This window comes from Lentilactobacillus otakiensis DSM 19908 = JCM 15040 (assembly GCF_001434145.1).
Lineage (GTDB): Bacteria > Bacillota > Bacilli > Lactobacillales > Lactobacillaceae > Lentilactobacillus > Lentilactobacillus otakiensis.
Genome location: NZ_AZED01000013.1, coordinates 50,211 through 68,607 on the forward strand (window position 1 = coordinate 50,211; position 18,397 = coordinate 68,607).

The 18,397-nt window shown below is 42.9% G+C and carries 16 protein-coding genes; 1 reads left to right on the top strand and 15 read right to left on the bottom strand.

Features of this window, described 5'->3' with window-relative positions:
- Positions 1-103 precede the first annotated feature (103 nt).
- The 14 genes from FD05_RS06165 to FD05_RS06230 form a co-directional block, all read right to left on the bottom strand.
- Positions 104-1,006: a glycine betaine ABC transporter substrate-binding protein gene (locus FD05_RS06165; RefSeq protein WP_020281146.1), complete on the bottom strand. Its 903-nt coding sequence runs from the start codon at positions 1,004-1,006 to the stop codon at positions 104-106.
- Positions 1,007-1,018: 12 nt separating this feature from the next.
- Positions 1,019-1,870 carry an ABC transporter permease gene (locus FD05_RS06170; RefSeq protein ID WP_020281145.1) on the bottom strand — a complete coding sequence of 284 codons (852 nt, stop codon included), beginning with the start codon at positions 1,868-1,870 and terminating at the stop codon, positions 1,019-1,021.
- The gene (locus FD05_RS06175) at positions 1,863-3,062 is read right to left on the bottom strand and encodes a quaternary amine ABC transporter ATP-binding protein (RefSeq protein ID WP_039932840.1); all 1,200 of its coding nucleotides are present in this window, start codon (positions 3,060-3,062) and stop codon (positions 1,863-1,865) included. The genes FD05_RS06170 and FD05_RS06175 overlap by 8 nt, the downstream gene beginning before the upstream one ends.
- 350 nt (positions 3,063-3,412) lie before the next feature.
- Positions 3,413-4,783 carry a 23S rRNA (uracil(1939)-C(5))-methyltransferase RlmD gene (gene rlmD, locus FD05_RS06180; protein WP_039932837.1) on the bottom strand — a complete coding sequence of 457 codons (1,371 nt, stop codon included), beginning with the start codon at positions 4,781-4,783 and terminating at the stop codon, positions 3,413-3,415.
- Between the two features lie 78 nt (positions 4,784-4,861).
- Entirely contained in the window at positions 4,862-5,860 is a 999-nt protein-coding gene (locus FD05_RS06185) for a diacylglycerol kinase (RefSeq protein ID WP_020281141.1), read from the bottom strand.
- Between the two features lie 15 nt (positions 5,861-5,875).
- Positions 5,876-7,297 carry an Asp-tRNA(Asn)/Glu-tRNA(Gln) amidotransferase subunit GatB gene (gatB, locus tag FD05_RS06190; protein ID WP_020281140.1) on the bottom strand — a complete coding sequence of 474 codons (1,422 nt, stop codon included), beginning with the start codon at positions 7,295-7,297 and terminating at the stop codon, positions 5,876-5,878.
- Positions 7,297-8,760 carry an Asp-tRNA(Asn)/Glu-tRNA(Gln) amidotransferase subunit GatA gene (gatA, locus tag FD05_RS06195; protein WP_020281139.1) on the bottom strand — a complete coding sequence of 488 codons (1,464 nt, stop codon included), beginning with the start codon at positions 8,758-8,760 and terminating at the stop codon, positions 7,297-7,299. The genes gatB and gatA overlap by 1 nt, the downstream gene beginning before the upstream one ends.
- Positions 8,760-9,071, bottom strand: a complete 312-nt coding sequence (gene gatC / locus FD05_RS06200; protein ID WP_020281138.1) for an Asp-tRNA(Asn)/Glu-tRNA(Gln) amidotransferase subunit GatC — start codon at positions 9,069-9,071, stop codon at positions 8,760-8,762. Before gatC ends, gatA begins: the two co-directional genes overlap by 1 nt.
- Before the next feature lie 83 nt (positions 9,072-9,154).
- Complete coding sequence (locus FD05_RS06205) at positions 9,155-10,297, bottom strand: CamS family sex pheromone protein (protein WP_152436165.1); 1,143 nt, start codon at positions 10,295-10,297, stop codon at positions 9,155-9,157.
- Positions 10,298-10,314: 17 nt separating this feature from the next.
- Positions 10,315-12,342 carry an NAD-dependent DNA ligase LigA gene (ligA, locus tag FD05_RS06210; protein WP_020281136.1) on the bottom strand — a complete coding sequence of 676 codons (2,028 nt, stop codon included), beginning with the start codon at positions 12,340-12,342 and terminating at the stop codon, positions 10,315-10,317.
- Positions 12,343-12,360: 18 nt separating this feature from the next.
- On the bottom strand, positions 12,361-14,595 hold the full coding sequence (gene pcrA / locus FD05_RS06215; RefSeq protein WP_039932836.1) for a DNA helicase PcrA: 2,235 nt from the start codon (positions 14,593-14,595) through the stop codon (positions 12,361-12,363).
- Between the two features lie 64 nt (positions 14,596-14,659).
- Positions 14,660-15,820 carry an ATP-grasp domain-containing protein gene (locus FD05_RS06220; protein ID WP_020281134.1) on the bottom strand — a complete coding sequence of 387 codons (1,161 nt, stop codon included), beginning with the start codon at positions 15,818-15,820 and terminating at the stop codon, positions 14,660-14,662.
- Positions 15,821-15,899: 79 nt separating this feature from the next.
- Complete coding sequence (locus FD05_RS06225; protein ID WP_020281133.1) at positions 15,900-16,472, bottom strand: xanthine phosphoribosyltransferase; 573 nt, start codon at positions 16,470-16,472, stop codon at positions 15,900-15,902.
- Positions 16,473-16,486: 14 nt separating this feature from the next.
- Positions 16,487-17,062: a glycoside hydrolase family 73 protein gene (locus tag FD05_RS06230; protein WP_020281132.1), complete on the bottom strand. Its 576-nt coding sequence runs from the start codon at positions 17,060-17,062 to the stop codon at positions 16,487-16,489.
- A 221-nt stretch (positions 17,063-17,283) separates the two neighbouring features.
- On the opposite strand from FD05_RS06230, the gene FD05_RS06235 reads away from it, so the two are divergent.
- The gene (locus FD05_RS06235; protein ID WP_020281131.1) at positions 17,284-17,589 is read left to right on the top strand and encodes a hypothetical protein; all 306 of its coding nucleotides are present in this window, start codon (positions 17,284-17,286) and stop codon (positions 17,587-17,589) included.
- 109 nt (positions 17,590-17,698) lie between these two features.
- On the opposite strand, the gene FD05_RS06240 is transcribed toward FD05_RS06235, so the two are convergent.
- Positions 17,699-18,295 (bottom strand): ECF transporter S component, encoded by a 597-nt coding sequence (locus FD05_RS06240; protein ID WP_020281130.1) that lies wholly within the window; start codon positions 18,293-18,295, stop codon positions 17,699-17,701.
- Positions 18,296-18,397 lie beyond the last annotated feature (102 nt).

The following is an 18,397-nucleotide window of genomic DNA, read 5'->3' on the forward strand; positions in this document are numbered from 1 at the left end:
CAGATACAAAAAGCCATCGATCTCGATAATCGATGGCTCTGAAGCACATTTTAACTTAAATTAGCCTGAGGCGGCAACCTAGTCTTCCAGCGTGTGGCTAATTCTACTTAAGATCATTAATCGTATTGACGTTCTTCATATACGTTGGAACTGCCAAGCCAACCTTAGCACCCTTTAGGTTCACACCCAGGTCGTCAAATTTGCCCTTGTAGTCCTTGTAATACAGTCCTTGGGTTGTCGGCAGCCAAGCACTCACCATGCCGTCTGCGGCGTCTGTGGCGATTGAAGCCCACAGTGGTTGAACTTCCATTGCTTGGATTTCAACCTTATATCCTAATGAACGCAAGACGTTGGCAACCACATTAGTTGACGCAATCTCGGAATCCCAGGCAACATAGGTGAGTTTTATCGATTGGCCACGGACGTGTTTAATGCCCTTGGTCCAAGTATCAACCTGCTTTTGGTTGGCCTTGATCCAGTCATTAGCGGCCTTATGTGGATCTTCTCCGTTATTCACCTTCAACATCACATTTGCCATCTGAGTTGGCTTCCAATTGAACCGGTTCAGCATTTCGTATGCTTCAGGCTTATCTTGTTTCAAACCCTTCCGAACAATCGTATGAATGTTTTCGGCTTTACCATAAACATTTTTAGGATCCTTCAAGAACTTTAAATTGTATTTAGTAAACATCCAATGCGGTGTCCAACCAGTCACAACAATCGGCTGGTGATTCTTGATTGCTTTGCCCAACGTACTGGTCATTGCAGCCGTCGAACTGGTCTGCAGCTGCCATTTACCATGATCCAATCCGTACGCTTTCATCGCTTTTTGAGTACTGGACATGATACCGGCACCGGCTTCAATCCCGGTAATTGTGTAGTTAATCTGTTTGCCGAGACTTTCATTAGCGTGATACTTTGCCGGTTTACTGCCACAGGCAGAAAGGAGAATCATCGAGAAGAACAACACCATCGTTAACAGAAATTTATTGTTGATTTTTCGCATAATAACCCCTTTCTATGACTTAGGGACTTTGTTGCGGTTGATAGCTTGGGTAATTCGGTCAAGAATGATGGCCAGAATTACAATTGCCAAACCAGCGGCAAATCCACCACCGGCATCGTTTCGACCAACGGCGAAGTAGACCTTGTTTCCAAGCCCCATGGCACCGATCATCGAAGCAATCACAACCATTGAAAGTGACAACATCATGCTTTGGTTAACCCCAGCCATCAAGGTTGATTTGGCCAGTGGCAATTGAACTTTAAATAATTTTTGCCAGCCAGTCGATCCGTATGAATCAGCGGCTTCAGTCAAATCATTTGGTACTTGCCGAATTCCCAAATTGGTCATTCGAACCGTCGGCGGCATTGCAAAAATCACTGAGGCAATGACACCGGGTACCATTCCAATCCCAAAGAATGCAACGGCTGGGATCAGATAAACGAAGGCTGGCATAGTCTGCATGAAGTCCAAAATTGGTTTGTTGATGACCGCGAAGACTTTGGATTTTGCCATCCAAATTCCCAATGGAACACCGATTACCAAGGCAATCAAACTAGATGTAAGAACCAAGGTCAATGTCTGGGTCATATCACGCCAGAATCCTTGATTCCAAATGTATAACAGGCCAATCGCTTCAAAAATCAGCAATGTCCAGTGCTTCGTCTTTCGGTTCAGCCAATATGTGGCACCAAGAATGATTAACATGAACAGCCAAATTGGCAGGATGTCAAAGACCCATTGGAAGCCGTTGATGATGCCGCCGATAAAGTTGGTGACACCATTGAAGAAGCCTTCAAAACTGACAAGCCAGTCGACAAATTTATCAATCCAGCTTGAAACTGGTAATTGTGGAATGTTATTCATCCTCTGTCACCTCATTTCCTGAAATGGCACCCAGAACGGCACCTCTGATAATAATTCCGAGTAAGTGCTTTTGGTCGTCAACCACAGCGAACGGAATTGGGGTCTGCGAAATCTTTTCCATAATCTCGGTAATTGGTGTATCGGGACCAGTTGTTGGGACATCTTTTTGAACCACTGACATCAAGTCAGGATTCTTTTGCTTGATCAATCCCATCACGTGATCAGCGTCAGCGACTCCAACGAATTCACGCTTACTGTTAACAACGTAGACGGATGAAATTTCATTTTCCCGCATCCGCCGCATCGCAATCCGGGGACCATCTTTATCAATGTTGACGAAGGTAGGTCGAATCATCACATTCGATGCCGTCAAGACCTTGGTTCGGTCAACATCTTCGATAAATTTCTCAACGTATTCATCAGCTGGTTGAGTCAGAATTTCTTCTGGTGTCCCAGTCTGAACGATCACCCCATCCTTCATGATCATGATCCGATCACCAATTCGCAGTGCTTCATTCAAATCATGGGAAATAAAGACAATCGTTTTGTGCAGGTTTTCCTGCAAATCCAGCAGTTCATCCTGCATGTCCTTTCGGTTCAAAGGATCAAGCGCGGAGAACGCCTCATCCATCAAAAGGATTTCAGAATCGGTTGCCAATGCTCTAGCCAACCCAACTCGTTGCTGCATCCCGCCTGATAATTGAGTTGGATACTGATCGTCGTAACCGTGCAGGCCAACCAGTTCCAAGGCGTCATGAGCTTTCTTTAAACGCTCGTCTTTATCAACACCCTTGATTTCCAAACCATACGCAGTGTTTTCGATAATCGTTCGATTTGGGAACAGTGCAAAGTTCTGGAAAACCATACTCATCTTGTTGCGTCGAACATCCAATAATTCCTTCTTACTGAGATCGGTGAGGTTCTCACCATCAATCAGCACCTTGCCTGACGTGGGTTCAATTAAACGGTTGATCATTCGAATCATGGTTGACTTACCACTTCCTGATAGTCCCATGATGACGAAAATCTCTCCGTCATTGACCTCAAAGTTGGCATCATTCACACCAACTGTTGCGCCAGCGGTTTTTAAAATTTCAGCTTTTGACTTACCTTGTTTTAATAATTCCTCAGCCTTGGGAATCCGTCGACCAAAGATTTTGGTAAGATGTTGCACTTGCAATTTTGCTGTCATGTGCTCCTCCTTATCAATATTCATGTAAATAAAAATCAACTACCAGCGGACAACACAAACGTGTGTGGCTGCCAGTAATTGAACGACATATAAAACCTTAACAAAAATATGCATCGAGTTCAAATGATTAGCATATCAGTAAAATTCAAGTACGCGGGCATTGTAACCGCCTTTATAGTTGATGTTGATGGCATCAGACGGATTTTATACATTTAAATTGAATTTAGTTGCCAGGGTTGCTGTGATTGCTTTTAGGATAGGATTCTGAGCTGGTTTTCAAAAAAAGTTCAACTTTTTTGATTTTGGCAACAAAAAAACGCCAAAAATGAATGATTTTTGGCGTTACAAAACTATTTGTTTCGTTCCAGAACGGTAATTGATTCCACATGAACGGTCTGCGGGAATTGATCAACAGGTTGAATTGGTTGGTTAACCTCATAACCTTGATCAGTGAATAATTTGACGTCTCGTGCCAAAGTTGCAGGATTGCATGAAACATAGACAACCCGCTTTGGCTGCATCTTAACGACACTATCGATCAAGCTGGCTTCAAGGCCCTTGCGTGGTGGATCAACGGAGATGACATCAGGCTTCAAGCCATCTTCCTGCCACTTAGCCATTTGTTCTTCGGCTTTACCAGCAACGAAGTGCACATTGGTCAAATTGTTGAGTTTGGCGTTCTTCTTAGCATCTTCAACAGCTTCAGGGACAATTTCAACCCCATAAACTTGTTGGGCAACCCGGGCCATCGAAAGTGAAATCGTTCCGATCCCACAATAAGCATCAATCACCACATCATCAGCTGATAAATCGGCCTTCTTGGTGGCTAAATCATATAACTTTTCGGTTTGAACCGGGTTGACTTGATAGAAGGAACTCGCTGAGATGTCGAATTTTAATCCCAGCAAGGTATCTTCGATCGTACTCTTGCCAGCGAGCGTTTTATTCTCTTTACCCATCAAGGCGTTAGTCTTTTGTGGATTAACGTTTTGGACAATACTCTTGACTTCGGGCAATGATTTCTGGATTTCAGCGACAATCTCACCGCTGCTTGGTAATTTTTCAGTCCGGGTAATCAAAACGATCATCATATCGTGGGAATAGTAACCGCGACGAACCATGATGTTTCGGACCACACCCTTATTGGCTTCTTCGTCATATGGCTGAACCCGAAATTTTCTTAAAATATCTCGGACAACGACAATGGCTTCGTCAATTTTAGGATCTTGGATATAGAAATCCTCAATTGGCACTAAGTCATGGGAATGCTTCCGGTAGAATCCGGTTTGGAGCTTGCCATTAATCAAACGGACAGGAATCTGGGCCTTGTTTCGATAATGAGTCGGATCATCCATGCCGATGGTTGGACTAACTTCAACATCCAGTTTCATCTTATCAAAGTCGACTTCGATTTGATGCTGTTTGAATCTAAGTTGGGCATCATATTTTAAGTGTTGTAGGGGTGCAATACCGGTCTGAGTATAGGCCTTATCAACCAACTCAACTCGATCCTTGCTCTTCTTGTTAATCTTAACAACTCGGCCAAAGGCAAAGTTCTTCTTAACCTTGATGACTTTCATTGTCACATTTTCAGTTGGCAATGCATTTTCAATAAAGATTGGGAAGTCATCAATCTTTGCGACACCCAAGCCCTGGTAGGTCAGGTCGGTTATATCAACATCGTAATTCTGGTTCTTTTCAACTGGTACCATCTTTTTCATTTATTCACCTTTTTTTACTCTTAGAAACAAAAATTGCGAAACGAAAACTTCGTAACGCAATTATAACATCTTATTAAACTATTCTTTATCAGGGAGTTTGTCAACGCCTTTGACGAAGTTCTTTTCGACCCGTCGCATCTCATTAGTTTCCTCTGAGTACGCATCGTCTGGAATTTCATCCGTGTTGGCAAAAAACTCAATATGTTGCTTGAGGTCAATGAAAGTCATTGGTGCATCCCCACCGTATTCACCGTCGAGATTGATCTGCATACGATCATGGACTGGCTTAGCAGTAACTTTCCGGACCTTTTTGTAGATAATTCTAGGATCATCCACATGTCGACCGCCATTCAAGACTTTCGAAGCAAGATGAAGAATTTCAACCAAATTGCTGGTTTTGACGATAATCAAAGTGAATTTACCGTCATCCAATGAAGCATCCGGAACAATCTGTTCAAAACCACCTACTGAGTTGGTTAGTGCCAAGAAAAACATTGAGGCCTTTCCCTTAAACTCTTCATTATCGTACTTGAGATCCATTTCAATGGGCTTGATTCGCGGCAATAATTCGGCACCACGAACCAAGTATGCCAAATAACCGAAGAAAGTCTTCAAATCTGAAGGCACATCATAAGTCAACTCGGTCAATAGCCCACCAGCGGCAATGTTGATGAAGTAATTGCCACCGGCTTTGCCAATATCCATCCTGATTGTCTGGTCCTTCAAGACAACTTTAGCGGCATCGACTGGATCTTCCCGTGGAATATGCAAAGCCCGCGCATAGTCATTGGTAGTCCCTGCTGGAATGATTGCCATTTTGGGTCGCTTCTTCAACGGCGCAATGCCATTGACAACCTCATTGATTGTGCCATCACCACCAGCAGCAACCACCAACTCAAAACCGTCTTCAGCAGCCCGGCGAGCTTCATTCTTGGCAGAGTCTTTCGCAGGAGTTGTCGCATAAGCACTGGTTTCGTAACCAGCCTGCTCAAAAATATTCAAAATGTCGACTAGCTTTTGCTTGAGAAGTTCTCTTCCCGAAGTGGGATTGTAGATCACCCTGGCCCGTTTTCGCATATTCATCCTGACTTTCTATTTACTCATTGACTCTTTTAGCATTTTGTTGATAACTTGTGGGTTAGCTTTCCCATGAGTTTGTTTCATAATCTGACCAACCAAGAAACCGATGGCCCGATCTTTACCATTATGGAAATCTTCAACTGATTGTGGATTGGCAGCCACAACTTCGTCAACGATTGGTTGAAGTTTGGCAGGGTCAGATAACTGAACCATGCCTTTATCTTCAACGAATTTCTTAGGTTCTTCACCATTTGTGATCGCCTTGAAGACCTTTTTAGCCATCTTGGATGAAATGGTTCCATCGGTGATCAGTTTGATCATGGTTGCCAAATGTTCAGGCGTAATCTTAGTGTCCTGCAATTCAACTTGATTGTCGTTCATGTAGGCATTAACGTCACCCTGTAAGTAGTTGGCAGCCAATTTGGCGTCAGCACCATCAGCAATCATCTTATCGAAGAAGTCAGACATTTCCTTGGTCTGAGTGATAACCATTGCATCATAATCAGTAATGCCAAGTTCATTGACATAGCGTTGACGACGTTTAGCAGGTGGCTCTGGTAGTTCCTTCTCAATAGAATCGATCCAGTCTTGAGAAATATTCAAAACTGGCAGATCTGGTTCTGGGAAGTAACGGTAGTCATCAGAACCTTCCTTCGTCCGCATTAAGATGGTTTGACCATTTGCCTCATCAAAACGACGAGTTTCCTGGGCAATCTTACCGCCTGACATCAAGACTCGTTGATGGCGTGCTTCTTCAAATTCCAAACCTTTTTTCACGTAATTAAATGAGTTCAAATTCTTCAATTCAGTCTTAGTACCCAATTCTTTTTGGCCGACTGGTCGAACTGAAATGTTGACATCAACCCGCATGGACCCTTCTTCCATCTTAACGTCAGAAATACCAGTAAACTGGATAACTTGACGTAATTGTTCCAGGTATGCATATGCTTCAGCAGGTGAAGAAATATCAGGTTTGGAAACAATTTCAATCAATGGGGTTCCTTGACGGTTCAAGTCAACGTATGAATATTCAGAGGCATGGGAGTTCTTACCAGCATCCTCTTCAATATGCATTTCAGCAATTCCAATCTTCTTTTTCTTGCCATCAATCTCAATTTCGACCCAGCCATCATGGGCAATTGGGGTCTCAGATTGAGTGATCTGATAAGCTTTTGGATTATCAGGATAGAAATAATTTTTCCGATCAAAATGTGGGTGGCGTTCAATTTGTGCATGCAGCGCCAAGCCAGCCATGATGCCGTCGTGAACAACACCTTTATTGGTAGTTGGCAGCACACCAGGATAACCCCAATCTATCACGTTGGTGTTGGAGTTAGGTTCATCACCAAATTCTACAGGAGATGGACTAAAAATTTTGGAGTTGGTTTTTAATTCAACGTGGACTTCAAGTCCAATAGTCGTTTCAAAATTCATTAGTTGTTGCCTCCCATCTTTGGTGTTTGTTTAGCAAAATCAGTTGATTGTTCGAAAGCACTACCAGCTTGGTAAACGGTTAATTCATCGTAAGGACGACCGATTAATTGGACACCAACTGGTAAGCCCTTGGAGAAGCCGGCAGGAACTGACATTCCTGGCAGACCGGCCAAGTTAACGGGCAAAGTCAAAACATCGTTCATGTACATCGTCATTGGATCTGACACGTCCTCACCAATCCCATATGCAGGCGTTGGCGCAGTTGGTGCCAAAATCAAATCAAAGTCTTTAAAGACATTAGTGAAATCGTTAATCATCAAAGTCCGAACTTGAGCGGCTTTCTTGAAGTAGGCATCGTAAAAACCAGCTGAAAGTGAAAATGTTCCCAGCATGATTCGACGCTTAACTTCGTCACCAAAGCCTTCAGAACGTGACTTAACGTACAGATCTTCCAGATTTTTAACGTCTTTGGCACGACGACCATACCGGATACCATCAAAACGCTGTAAGTTAGATGAGGCTTCTGATGAGGAAATGATGTAGTAAGCAGCCACCCCATATTTAGTATGTGGTAACGATACTTCTTCAACCGTCGCACCCATTTTTTTGAACGTTTCAGCGGTGTCTAAGACGGTTTGCTTGATATCATCATCCAAACCTTGAGCCATAAATTCAGTTGGAATTCCAATCTTCATACCCTTCACACCCTTATTCAAGGTGCTGGTAAAGTCGGGGACTTCCTTAGTTGATGAAGTTAAATCATGATCATCATGACCGGCAATCGCATTCATAATGGTTGCATTGTCAGCAACGTTACGAGTAATTGGCCCAATTTGATCCAAACTTGAACCAAAGGCAATTAATCCCCAACGTGAAACTCGGCCATAAGTTGGCTTCATGCCAACGACACCGTTAAATGAGGCTGGTTGACGAATTGAGCCACCAGTATCTGATCCCAAAGCAGCGATCACTTCACCGGCAGCAACTGCAGCTGCAGAACCACCTGATGAACCACCGGGAACTTTAGTTGTATCCCAAGGGTTATGCGTAATCTTGAATGCTGAGTTTTCGGTTGAACCACCCATGGCAAATTCATCCATGTTCGTCTTACCAACCGTGATCGTTCCAAGCTTGTTCAACTTATCAACTGCAGTGGCGTCATAGATTGGCTTGAAGTTTTCAAGAATCTTTGAAGCAGCGGTCGTGGTTAAGCCCTTGGTAACCATATTATCCTTGATGGCAATTGGCATCCCCGACAAGACATTGTCAGCGTCAATCCCCTTTGCATCAACATCGGCAGCCTTCTTCAAAGCCCCTTCGTTATCGACAGTAATAAAGGCGTTAATGTCACCATCAACGGCTTTAATATTATCTAATGTCTGTTGAGTCAGGTCCTTGGCAGAGATTTCTTTGTTGACCAGTTGTTTATGAATGCTGGTTAATGATTGATCAAAATAATTCATTATTCGTTATCCCCGCTTTCATCAATAATGGTTGGCACTCTGATATACCCGTCGGCTGTATCCGGCGCATTATCAAGCAATGCTTGTCGTTGATTCCAGTTATCAGCAATGTCTTCGCGCATCACATTAATTTGATCGGTGACACTGCTGGTAGGTTCGATACCATCTGTGTCAACTTCGCTTAAAGTTTCAAACAACCCAATAATTTGATCCAGTTGAGTCGTGAAATAAGGCAATTGATCATCGGCAATTTTGAGCTTTGCTAGTTCAGCAACGTGTTTTACCTGATCTTCGGAGATCTTTTCAGTCATTGAAATCCTTCTCTCTTCTGAATATGTCCAAATTTTTATAACAACAATAATTCTACCATAGAAATAATGGCATTTTTTAGAAATTAATAACTATTGAAAATATGAGCAGAAAATTTCTTCTCATTCTGCTTCCGACTCAAGAAACTCTGAATTCCTTCAGTCGATGATACGGTAATGTCGATCGGTGCATTTGCCGGCAAGTACCTTTGCGCTGCGTTTTGAATATATTGAGTGAAACTGATGATCTCAGTTTGACTATAGAATTGAGTGGTGATGCTGATGTTCATGCCACTCAATGACCCATCGGTATACTGTGCCTGTGCAGTGACCCCACTCAAATTCGGGAAGAAGCCTTGAATCTCTGATTTGAAGTTATCAAATGAGTCAGCGTCATTTTGACTTGGCCCCTTCTTATCAGATTGCAGTGGAAAGACGTAGTTCTTTTGGTTAATCGTATCCCACTTGGCAATTTTGGTTTCACCGTCATCGTTCATTGAATAGGCAAAGAAATTACCACCGACTAAACTGTCATCTGACGCTTGTTTGTATAACGCAATAATGATTGGAATATTTTTCAGGGCAGCCCGTTGCCGCAACCGTTTAATAACTTGGTTGGCAATTGCTTTGCCTTGTTTCTTAACTTGCGCATTAGAGATATTGGTCTCATAAGTTGGCCCATAGGCAGTCTTTTTGTAATAATCAACTGAATTGATTCCCAAGCCAACGGTCATTGCAGACAACTTAAGAGATTTGCCGCTTTGAGTCATAAAATCTTGTTCATCAATTTGAGAAAGATAAATTGGATTTCGAGTATTCGGGTTGGTTGACTTGGACTTAACCGGGTTCAAACCAGTCGGATTGGACTTTGACTTGCGATCCAGCCATTTTTCAACTGTACTGGTTGAAAGGTATTGACCTTCTTGAAAAATGTACTTTTTAGTAGAGAATTCTTTCTTGGAGATGTCCAGCAAACCATTTTCAAAGCCCTTGATATTAAACTGATTTGATTCTTGGGAAACGCTCACGCCCCGAGACTTACTAGTCTGATAACGACCGTTTTTAATAACCCCTTGATAATAATCGGTATTGGTTTGACCAGTTAGCTGCGTCTTAGTTTTTGAGCCACTTGAATTACTCGTGTCCTTCGATAAATTATCAACGCTCCCACACGCTGCCAACATAAATCCCGACAGAATGATTGAAATTCCCAGGATGATTTTTTTCACGATTCGTTCCTCCATTGTCACTTTTCATCGGCCATTTCCTGGTGAAACCGTGCTTCGTCCCAGGTTTGAATGCCGAGGCTCTTCGCCTTATCGTACTTGCTGCCGGGATCCTCACCGACAACGACCACGTCTGTATTTTTTGAAACTGAACTGCTGACTTTGGCGCCATGATCTTCCAGCCATTGAGTTGCGTCTGGTCGAGTGATGTTCTGCAGTTTACCGGTCAAAACAAATTTCTTGCCATTGAAGAAGGAATCACTTTCGGCAATCTCTTCATCAGTAACCCCAAGATAATCCATATTGACACCGACTTGCTTCAGTTGTTCGATCAGTTGTTTTGATTCCGGCATTGAAAAATAGGTGACGACACTGTCAGCAATGATCATTCCCATTGTAGCAATTTCGGCGATATCTTGCGCGCTTGCCTGCATAACCTTATCAATATTTTTAAAACGTTGGGCAATTAGACGAGCTGCTTTGATGCCGACATGCCGAATTCCCAAGCCATACAACAGTCGTTCGCAAGAGTTGCCGCGACTATTATCAATTGCCGCCAAGAGTTTGGTAGCCGATTTCTCACCGAACTTATCCAATGTTAACAGCTGGTCAAATGATAAATCATAGAGTCCAGCGACATCTGACAGCATATGCTTCTCAAATAACTGAGCAATGATTTTCGGACCCAGGCCATCAATGTTCATTGCATCCCGAGACGCAAAGTGCGTTAAGCCTTCTTTGAGTTGTGCCGGACATTGTGGATTGATACAGCGCAACGCAATTTCTTCATCCAAATGAACGAGTGTCGATCCACACGATGGACATTTTGTTGGAACCACATATGGTTGACTGTCAGATGGACGTTTGTCGGGTAGATACTGTGAAATTTCTGGAATAATGTCGCCGGCTTTATGCAGCTTGACGGTATCACCTACTCGGATATCCTTTTCTTCCAAATAGTCCGGATTGTGGAGTGATGCGCGGCTAACCGTGCTGCCGGCCAACGTAACCGGATCCATCACTGCTGTCGGTGTCACAACCCCTGTCCGTCCAACTGTCCATTCGATGTCTCTGACAACGGTTTGAACTTCCTCGGGTGGAAATTTGTAAGCAATTGCCCACCGGGGAACTTTAACGGTGGCACCAAGAGAACGCTGCAGTGGTAAAGAATTGACTTTAATCACAATGCCATCGATCCCATAAGGCAGTCCGTCCCGCAGATCTTTATATTTGTCGACATATTCATCAATATCAGCCATATTGTGGGCCACTTTGTAATCTGGATTAATGGTAAAGCCTAAGCCTTTGAGCTCCTCGAGCATGCCGCTTTGAGTGTCTGACTGCAGGTCATCAATATCAGCGACGTTATACATAAACGTACTTAATTTTCGACTGCGGGTCACCCGTGGATCCAGTTGGCGCAAACTCCCTGCCGCCGCATTTCTAGGATTAGCAAACGGCTCCTCACCATTTAACTGACGTTGCTCATTGAGTTGCGCAAAAGATTCTTTTGGCATGTAACACTCGCCACGAACCTCGATGTTAATTGGGCGGGTCAGTTTTCTTGGAATTGATTTAATAGTTTTTAAATTGCGAGTAATATCCTCACCAATTTGGCCATTTCCTCGCGTTGAACCCTGAACAAAGATACCGTTCTCGTAACGTAAGTTGATCGCTAACCCATCAATTTTTAATTCACAATTATATTCAAATTCGACTGAATCATTTTCCGTTAAATGGTCAACAAATTCGCCTAATTCGCCTTTAGAGAAGACATCCCCCAATGAAAGCATTGGGATTTCGTGATTGACTTTAGTAAATCCCGGTAACGTGTGGTCACCGACCTTTTGGGTAGGTGAATCCGGCGTCACAATTTGTGGAAATTGAGTTTCCAGATCAACTAATTGTTGATAGGCCTTGTCGTACACGGAATCTTCAACACTTGGCGAATCGTAGGTGTAGTATTCATCCGCCCACTTATTTAATTGCGTGCGCAGTCCAGCTGCTTTACCTGCAGCCTGCTGCTCAGTCACATCTTCAAATGCCACAATAACACCTTCTGTTGATTAATTTTCCTGCTTTTTAATTGGCGCAAAAGCGGCTAATAACCGCTTGATGCCTTCTTGTTTGAATGCAATATCGAGCTCCATATCTTCGCCGGTACCGGTGACTTTCACAACCGTACCAGTTCCCCAAGCCTTATGAGAAACTTTGTCACCAACGGCCCAGGCTTTTTTATCTGCGCCAGTACCCTTGGGACTTTCGACCACTTTACCAGGTCGATGATAAGTTGTTGCCGTGGCTCTTCTGGTTCGACGGTCAAATGGCGTCGTCAGCGGAGATTCAGTCTGCTGTTGGTTATCGCTATGAATGAGTTCGGGACTAATTTCGTTCACAAACCGAGATTCCGGATTGTTTTGACGGCGGCCATACAACATTCTGGAATATGCATTGGTAAGATACAATTTTTCTTTAGCTCGTGTGATCCCCACATATGCCAATCGACGCTCTTCTTGGAGTTCCGATTCATCGGCAGCTGCTCTGGAAAGTGGGAACAACCCCTCTTCCATTCCCATCAAAAAGACAACCGGAAATTCCAATCCTTTGGCAGCGTGTAACGTCATTAAAGTGACTTGAGCATTATCTTCTTCCAGGCTGTCCTGATCGGAAACCAAAGCCAAATCGCTCAGGAAGTTCACAAGATTTTGCTGCCCAGTTTCGCCTTCATTTTCTTCATCATATTTTTGGGTAACAGAAATAAATTCTTCCAAGTTTTCAAGTCGGGTCTGGGCTTCCAGTGATTTGGAAGCTTTCAAAGTGCTCAGATAACTGCTTTTATCAAGAATTTCTTCAGTAATATCGGTGATCGATAGTTGATCCATTTTAGCGGCTATCGCACTCATTGTTTGTTCGAATTCTGAGATTGAATTCTTGGCTCTCGTTGAAATTTCGTTAGCCAAATCAACGTTCTTTGACGCTTCAAGTAAGCTCCACCCATGATCGTTGGCGAATAATCGCAGCCGTTCAATACTTGCCTGGCCAATGCCTCGTTTAGGTTCGTTAATCACCCGCTCAAAACTCATTGAATCGTTGGGGTTAGCCAATAATGTTAAATAGGACAACGCATCCCGAATTTCTTTTCGATCGTAAAACTTGTGTCCACCAACCATCGTGTAAGGAATGTTTGATTTCAACAGTGTCTCTTCAATCACACGCGACTGTGCGTTGGTTCGATACAAGATGGCAAAACTGCCGTAATTACGGTTGGGTTTGGCCATTTCTTCTTGAATCTTGGCCACGACATATCGAGCTTCGTCGTTTTCGGTCTGGCCGCGATAATATGAAATTTGATCGCCTTTTGGATTTTCAGTCCATAAGTTCTTGTCAGCCCGATTGTCATTATGAGCAATCACTGAGTTAGCAGCATCCAATACGGTTTTGGTCGAGCGATAATTTTGCTCCAACAGTGTCACATGGGCAGCAGGATAGTCTTTCTTAAAATCTAGGATATTCTGCATGTTGGCACCCCGCCAGCCGTAAATACTCTGGTCGGCATCCCCAACTACACAAATATTTTGATTCTTCTTAGCAAGGGTGTTCACCAATCGATACTGTGCTTCGTTGGTATCCTGATACTCATCAACGTGAATGTATTGAAATTTATCCTGGTAAGATTCTAGAATATCTTTGTGTTCCTCAAATAGTTGAATGGTAATCATGATCAAATCGTCAAAATCCAGCGACTGATTTTGCTTGAGTTCAGCTTGATAACGTTCATAAACATCAGCCACAATCTGATCGAACGCACTGTTAGCCTGTGCTTTAAAAGCTTTAGGCGTGAGTAAGTCATTTTTCGCGTTTGAAATGGAAGACAGAACTGATCTCGGGTCAAATTTCTTAGGATCGATGTTTAAATCTCTTAAAACTCGTTTGACCAATGTCCGCTGTTCACTGGTGTCGGCAATGGTAAAAGCCTTATTGTAGCCTAACAAATCAATATGTCGTCGAAGAATTCGCACACATAAAGCATGAAATGTCGAAACCCAAACATCATTACCGCCTTCACCAAGTAGTTTGGTGACTCGTTCACGCATTTCGCGAGCTGCTTTGTTGGTAAACGTGATTGCCAAAATACGCCAAGGCATAATGTGATTGTGCTCAATAATGTAGGCAATTCGATGGGTTAACACCCGGGTTTTCCCACTGCCGGCACCGGCCATAATTAAAACAGGGCCCTCGGTATGAACCACAGCGTCCTTTTGATCTTTGTTTAATCCTGCTAATAAACTTTCTTCTGCCACTAAATATTCCATCCTCTCGCATTTATCTTTTCAATTATAACAAAAAAGTCGGCTTCCCGACTCTCTACATGTGGCTATATTTTGTTTTGTAATCAATGTCAGGCCAGATACCAGTGGCCTCAAGCTTGATCAAAGTATCTGAAATTGATTTGGTTGGAATCAAAACGTGGCCGACGCACTGTGTCTCATCGCTTGGCTCGTTTCCATAGAACGTAAAGTGCCAATTATCTTTAATGACCCATTGCGTTTGAACGCGCTGATATTCCTGTTGACGGATGGCTTGAAAGACAGTTGCAATCCCTGGAATGATTTCAGTCAGCGGCAAACCAGCAATTGCGCGTAAATGCTGTTCAAATTCGTCAGCGTTGGCGGCGTAATCAAAGACAAATCCAGCTGAGCTCAACTTAGGTGCGACTCGGCTCACATAGATTGACCCACTTTTTGCCAAAAACAATGAAACTTCAAAGGTGCCAACGTAGTCAACATTGCTGGCAATTTCGTTGGTAATCCGTTCCATTTCCTTTTTAACACTTGGATCCAACTTGGCAGGTGTATAAGCGGTCATCAATTGATCGCCTTCATAAATCACTTCTACCGGTGGGAACATGACGGTTGATCCAGACTCGGATCGAGTCACAACAACAGAATAATCGGTATCGTGTTCAACATAGGATTCCAGAATATAGGTCCCAGAATCTAGGAAGCCAGAGGCCAACACAATGTCTGCCTGATTCTTGATTAGTAATTCTTTGCCGCCGTTTAATCCCCGTTGAATGGGTTTTAAAATAGCGGGATAACCGATGGAATTAATTGCCTGGTAAATGTCTTCCAAAGTCACAATCGTTGAATATGGCACCATATTGATGTTCAGAGTTTCGAAAAATGTTCGTTCAATCAATCGATCCTGTACAATATCCAACATGCCGTCCTGTTGAGGCACAGCCGTAAACTGTGAAATGTATCTGACAACATCAGAATCAATGTACTGATTGTCGTAAATAACGGCTTGACAACGCTCAGCAAACATTTTGAGGGTTTCTTTGTCAGTGTATGGGCCAATATATTTATAATCGGCAAGCTCCATCGCCTTACTATTTTCGTTGGAACTGTACATCCCGACATTGAACCCCATTTGCTTTGCACGGGCCAATAACGTTGGGGTACTGATACTATCTCCGAGAATGCCAATTGTTTGACCAGGATAGATAACATTTGCGTTTGCCAATTAATTCACTACTTTCATATCGTAATTTTTACTAATAGTTTGGAACCACTTTACTTATCGTACCATTTTTATAACGAGCCTAGTCAACAAATGTCACTTTTTGGTTGTCCAAAGAGGCAATCCGAGCCAGTGATTCAAGTCTGACACCTGACTTTTCGATCATGGTATGACCCTTTTGGAAGCTCTTTTCGATCACAATTCCCACGCCGGCAACTGGAACTTTGGCCAGCTTGGCGATTTCCAGTAACCCCTGAACTGCTTGGCCGTTTGCCAGGAAATCATCGATGATCAAAATGCGGTCATCAGGCTTGAGAAAACGCTTGTCAATGCTGATATCGTTGCTGACTTGTTTGGTATACGAATAAACACTTGCAGTATATAAATTATCCGTCAATGTTAGACTTTTGTGCTTTCTGGCAAAAATCAACGGAACGCCCATATGTATCGCAGTGGTTAATGCAGGCGCAATTCCGGAAGATTCTACGGTAACCACTTTGGTAACCCCTTCATCTTTGAACAATTTGGCAAATTCTTTGCCAATCTGATCCATTAACTTTGCATCCACCTGGTGATTTAAAAAGTTGTCCACCTTTAATACGTTACCAGGTAAAACAGTGCCGTCCTCCAAAATGCGTTTCTTAAGTAAGTCCATCTCAAAATTCCTTTCTAATCATCATATTGGTATAGTTTATACTGCTTGATTATGGCGATCAACTTCTTGGTGTAGGCCGGATCGGTCGCATAACCATCCTGCTGAAGCCCATCAGCGGCCTGCAGGTAGTTAGTTGCTGCAACCACATCCTTGTACTGCTGAGGGTTCCATTTGGTCCCATACGCGAGCAATTTGGCATGGTCAGCCAGTGATTCGTTCCAGTCCTGATAAACTTGGAAGCGCGCTTTGATGGTCACATATCGACCGTTCACGAATTCCTGCGTATCCAAATAAACCGAGTTGGCGGTGTTGTCCTGAGCCTTCACACCAAATAAATTATAATACTTGCTGGCAAGCCTACTGCTGCCCCAATTGGATTCCAATATGGCTTGCGCTAAGGTAATGCTCGGCAAAATATTGTACTGCCCTTGCAACCGCTGAGCCTGAGGCGCCAACTTTTTAATGAATCTTTCATGCTCAACGGCGACCTCGTTGTTGGAAGTTTGGACATTTCCTGAATTATATCCATTTTCATACAACGCATGGAAGCCCAAAATAATCACTAAGCCGCAAGCCACAAGGATCAGCATCAAGACTGCGTTTGCTTTTTTTGCTCGGCGTTTCCGCCCTTTCTTATATTTAGTCAATCCAACCTCAAACTTTCTAACTTTAGAATTAATTCTAACGATAAATCCGAATAAAAACAAACAAAATTTGTATTTCGACCAGGTTTTTGAATGCTTAAAAATTGACAAATGCTGTAATTTCGGTTATGTTATCAGCTGACACTTAAATCTGGAGATGAAAACCAATGGCTAAAAACACCGAAGTATCAGAAGCACAATCAAAATTTCATGTTGGTGATGAGGTTTCATTCAAGATCGAAAAACAAACATTTACCGGTTATGTTGATAAGAGTTACACCAACTCATTTTTGATTACTTTTGAATCGGATGATCCTGAAATCATTGACAAGTATCATAAGAAAGTCGTCATTAACAATCGTCATCTTAAGATGATCAAGGCAGCTCCTCAACCTGAAGTTGAAGATGATGAAGACGAGGATGAATCAAAAGACTCAAAAGCTTCAAAACCTAAGAAATCAACCAAGAAATAGTGATTTAAAAGTAGGCCTTGCAGAATTGTGCAAGGTCTATTTTTTTCGATTCATTGTTGATTGATTAAAATCTGCGCCAACGGAACGGCGACTTCCCGAATGGTTTGCTTTATCGACTCGTCCGATCAAAAATCTTCTTAACTGGGATGGCAATCAGTGGGGTGACAATTCCGCTGAATATTGCTTCAGGGACACCGTTTGTGCCCACGACGCCAAGCAGATAAGGTAATAATTCTTTGATATTAATTTGATATAATTGTGGCGCCTTGGCCTTATAAAATAAATAAATCAGCCCCAACACAAGGATAGTATTGGTCAATGAACCGAAGACCGCTGCGACAGAAATGCTTGCCGTCTGGCTTTTTAAATGTTTTTTAAGGTATGTGTACGTCATCCCCGCAACCACTCCGATCATGATTCGCGGAATTACTGAAATAATCGGATTAACGAAAACAATTGCTGCCAGTGGACTTGTTGGCCACACGAAAGCTCTGACAAAGGTCGTAAATCCCCAAACGCCACCAATAATTGCGCCATCAACGGTTCCCAATAAAACCGTGGCCACCACGACCGTCATTGGAATGATTGTAATTTCAAGTGGGCCAATCGGAATGTAACCGATCAGTGGAATTGAGGTCTGCAGTAAAATAATTGCAATGAACATTGCCAACATATTCAGTCGTAAGGTATTTTTCTTAACAGGCATGTGTTGTTACCCCTTTAAGTTTGTTGCACCTATTATACAATAACGAATTGTATTCTAATACAAATTTGCCGGTGGAATCCCGTTTTGCCGGTAAGCTTAAAA

What these genes read in the sequence shown, in the direction of transcription:
- gatC (WP_020281138.1), bottom strand. Translation starts at nt 9,071, where the DNA reads ATGACTGAAAAGATCTCCGAAGATCAGGTAAAACACGTTGCTGAACTA.
- FD05_RS06165 (WP_020281146.1), bottom strand. Translation starts at nt 1,006, where the DNA reads ATGCGAAAAATCAACAATAAATTTCTGTTAACGATGGTGTTGTTCTTC.
- gatA (WP_020281139.1), bottom strand. Translation starts at nt 8,760, where the DNA reads ATGAATTATTTTGATCAATCATTAACCAGCATTCATAAACAACTGGTC.
- FD05_RS06185 (WP_020281141.1), bottom strand. Translation starts at nt 5,860, where the DNA reads ATGCGAAAACGGGCCAGGGTGATCTACAATCCCACTTCGGGAAGAGAA.
- FD05_RS06170 (WP_020281145.1), bottom strand. Translation starts at nt 1,870, where the DNA reads ATGAATAACATTCCACAATTACCAGTTTCAAGCTGGATTGATAAATTT.
- FD05_RS06240 (WP_020281130.1), bottom strand. Translation starts at nt 18,295, where the DNA reads ATGCCTGTTAAGAAAAATACCTTACGACTGAATATGTTGGCAATGTTC.
- FD05_RS06230 (WP_020281132.1), bottom strand. Translation starts at nt 17,062, where the DNA reads ATGCTGATCCTTGTGGCTTGCGGCTTAGTGATTATTTTGGGCTTCCAT.
- rlmD (WP_039932837.1), bottom strand. Translation starts at nt 4,783, where the DNA reads ATGAAAAAGATGGTACCAGTTGAAAAGAACCAGAATTACGATGTTGAT.
- FD05_RS06235 (WP_020281131.1), top strand. Translation starts at nt 17,284, where the DNA reads ATGGCTAAAAACACCGAAGTATCAGAAGCACAATCAAAATTTCATGTT.
- FD05_RS06225 (WP_020281133.1), bottom strand. Translation starts at nt 16,472, where the DNA reads ATGGACTTACTTAAGAAACGCATTTTGGAGGACGGCACTGTTTTACCT.
- gatB (WP_020281140.1), bottom strand. Translation starts at nt 7,297, where the DNA reads ATGAATTTTGAAACGACTATTGGACTTGAAGTCCACGTTGAATTAAAA.
- FD05_RS06175 (WP_039932840.1), bottom strand. Translation starts at nt 3,062, where the DNA reads ATGACAGCAAAATTGCAAGTGCAACATCTTACCAAAATCTTTGGTCGA.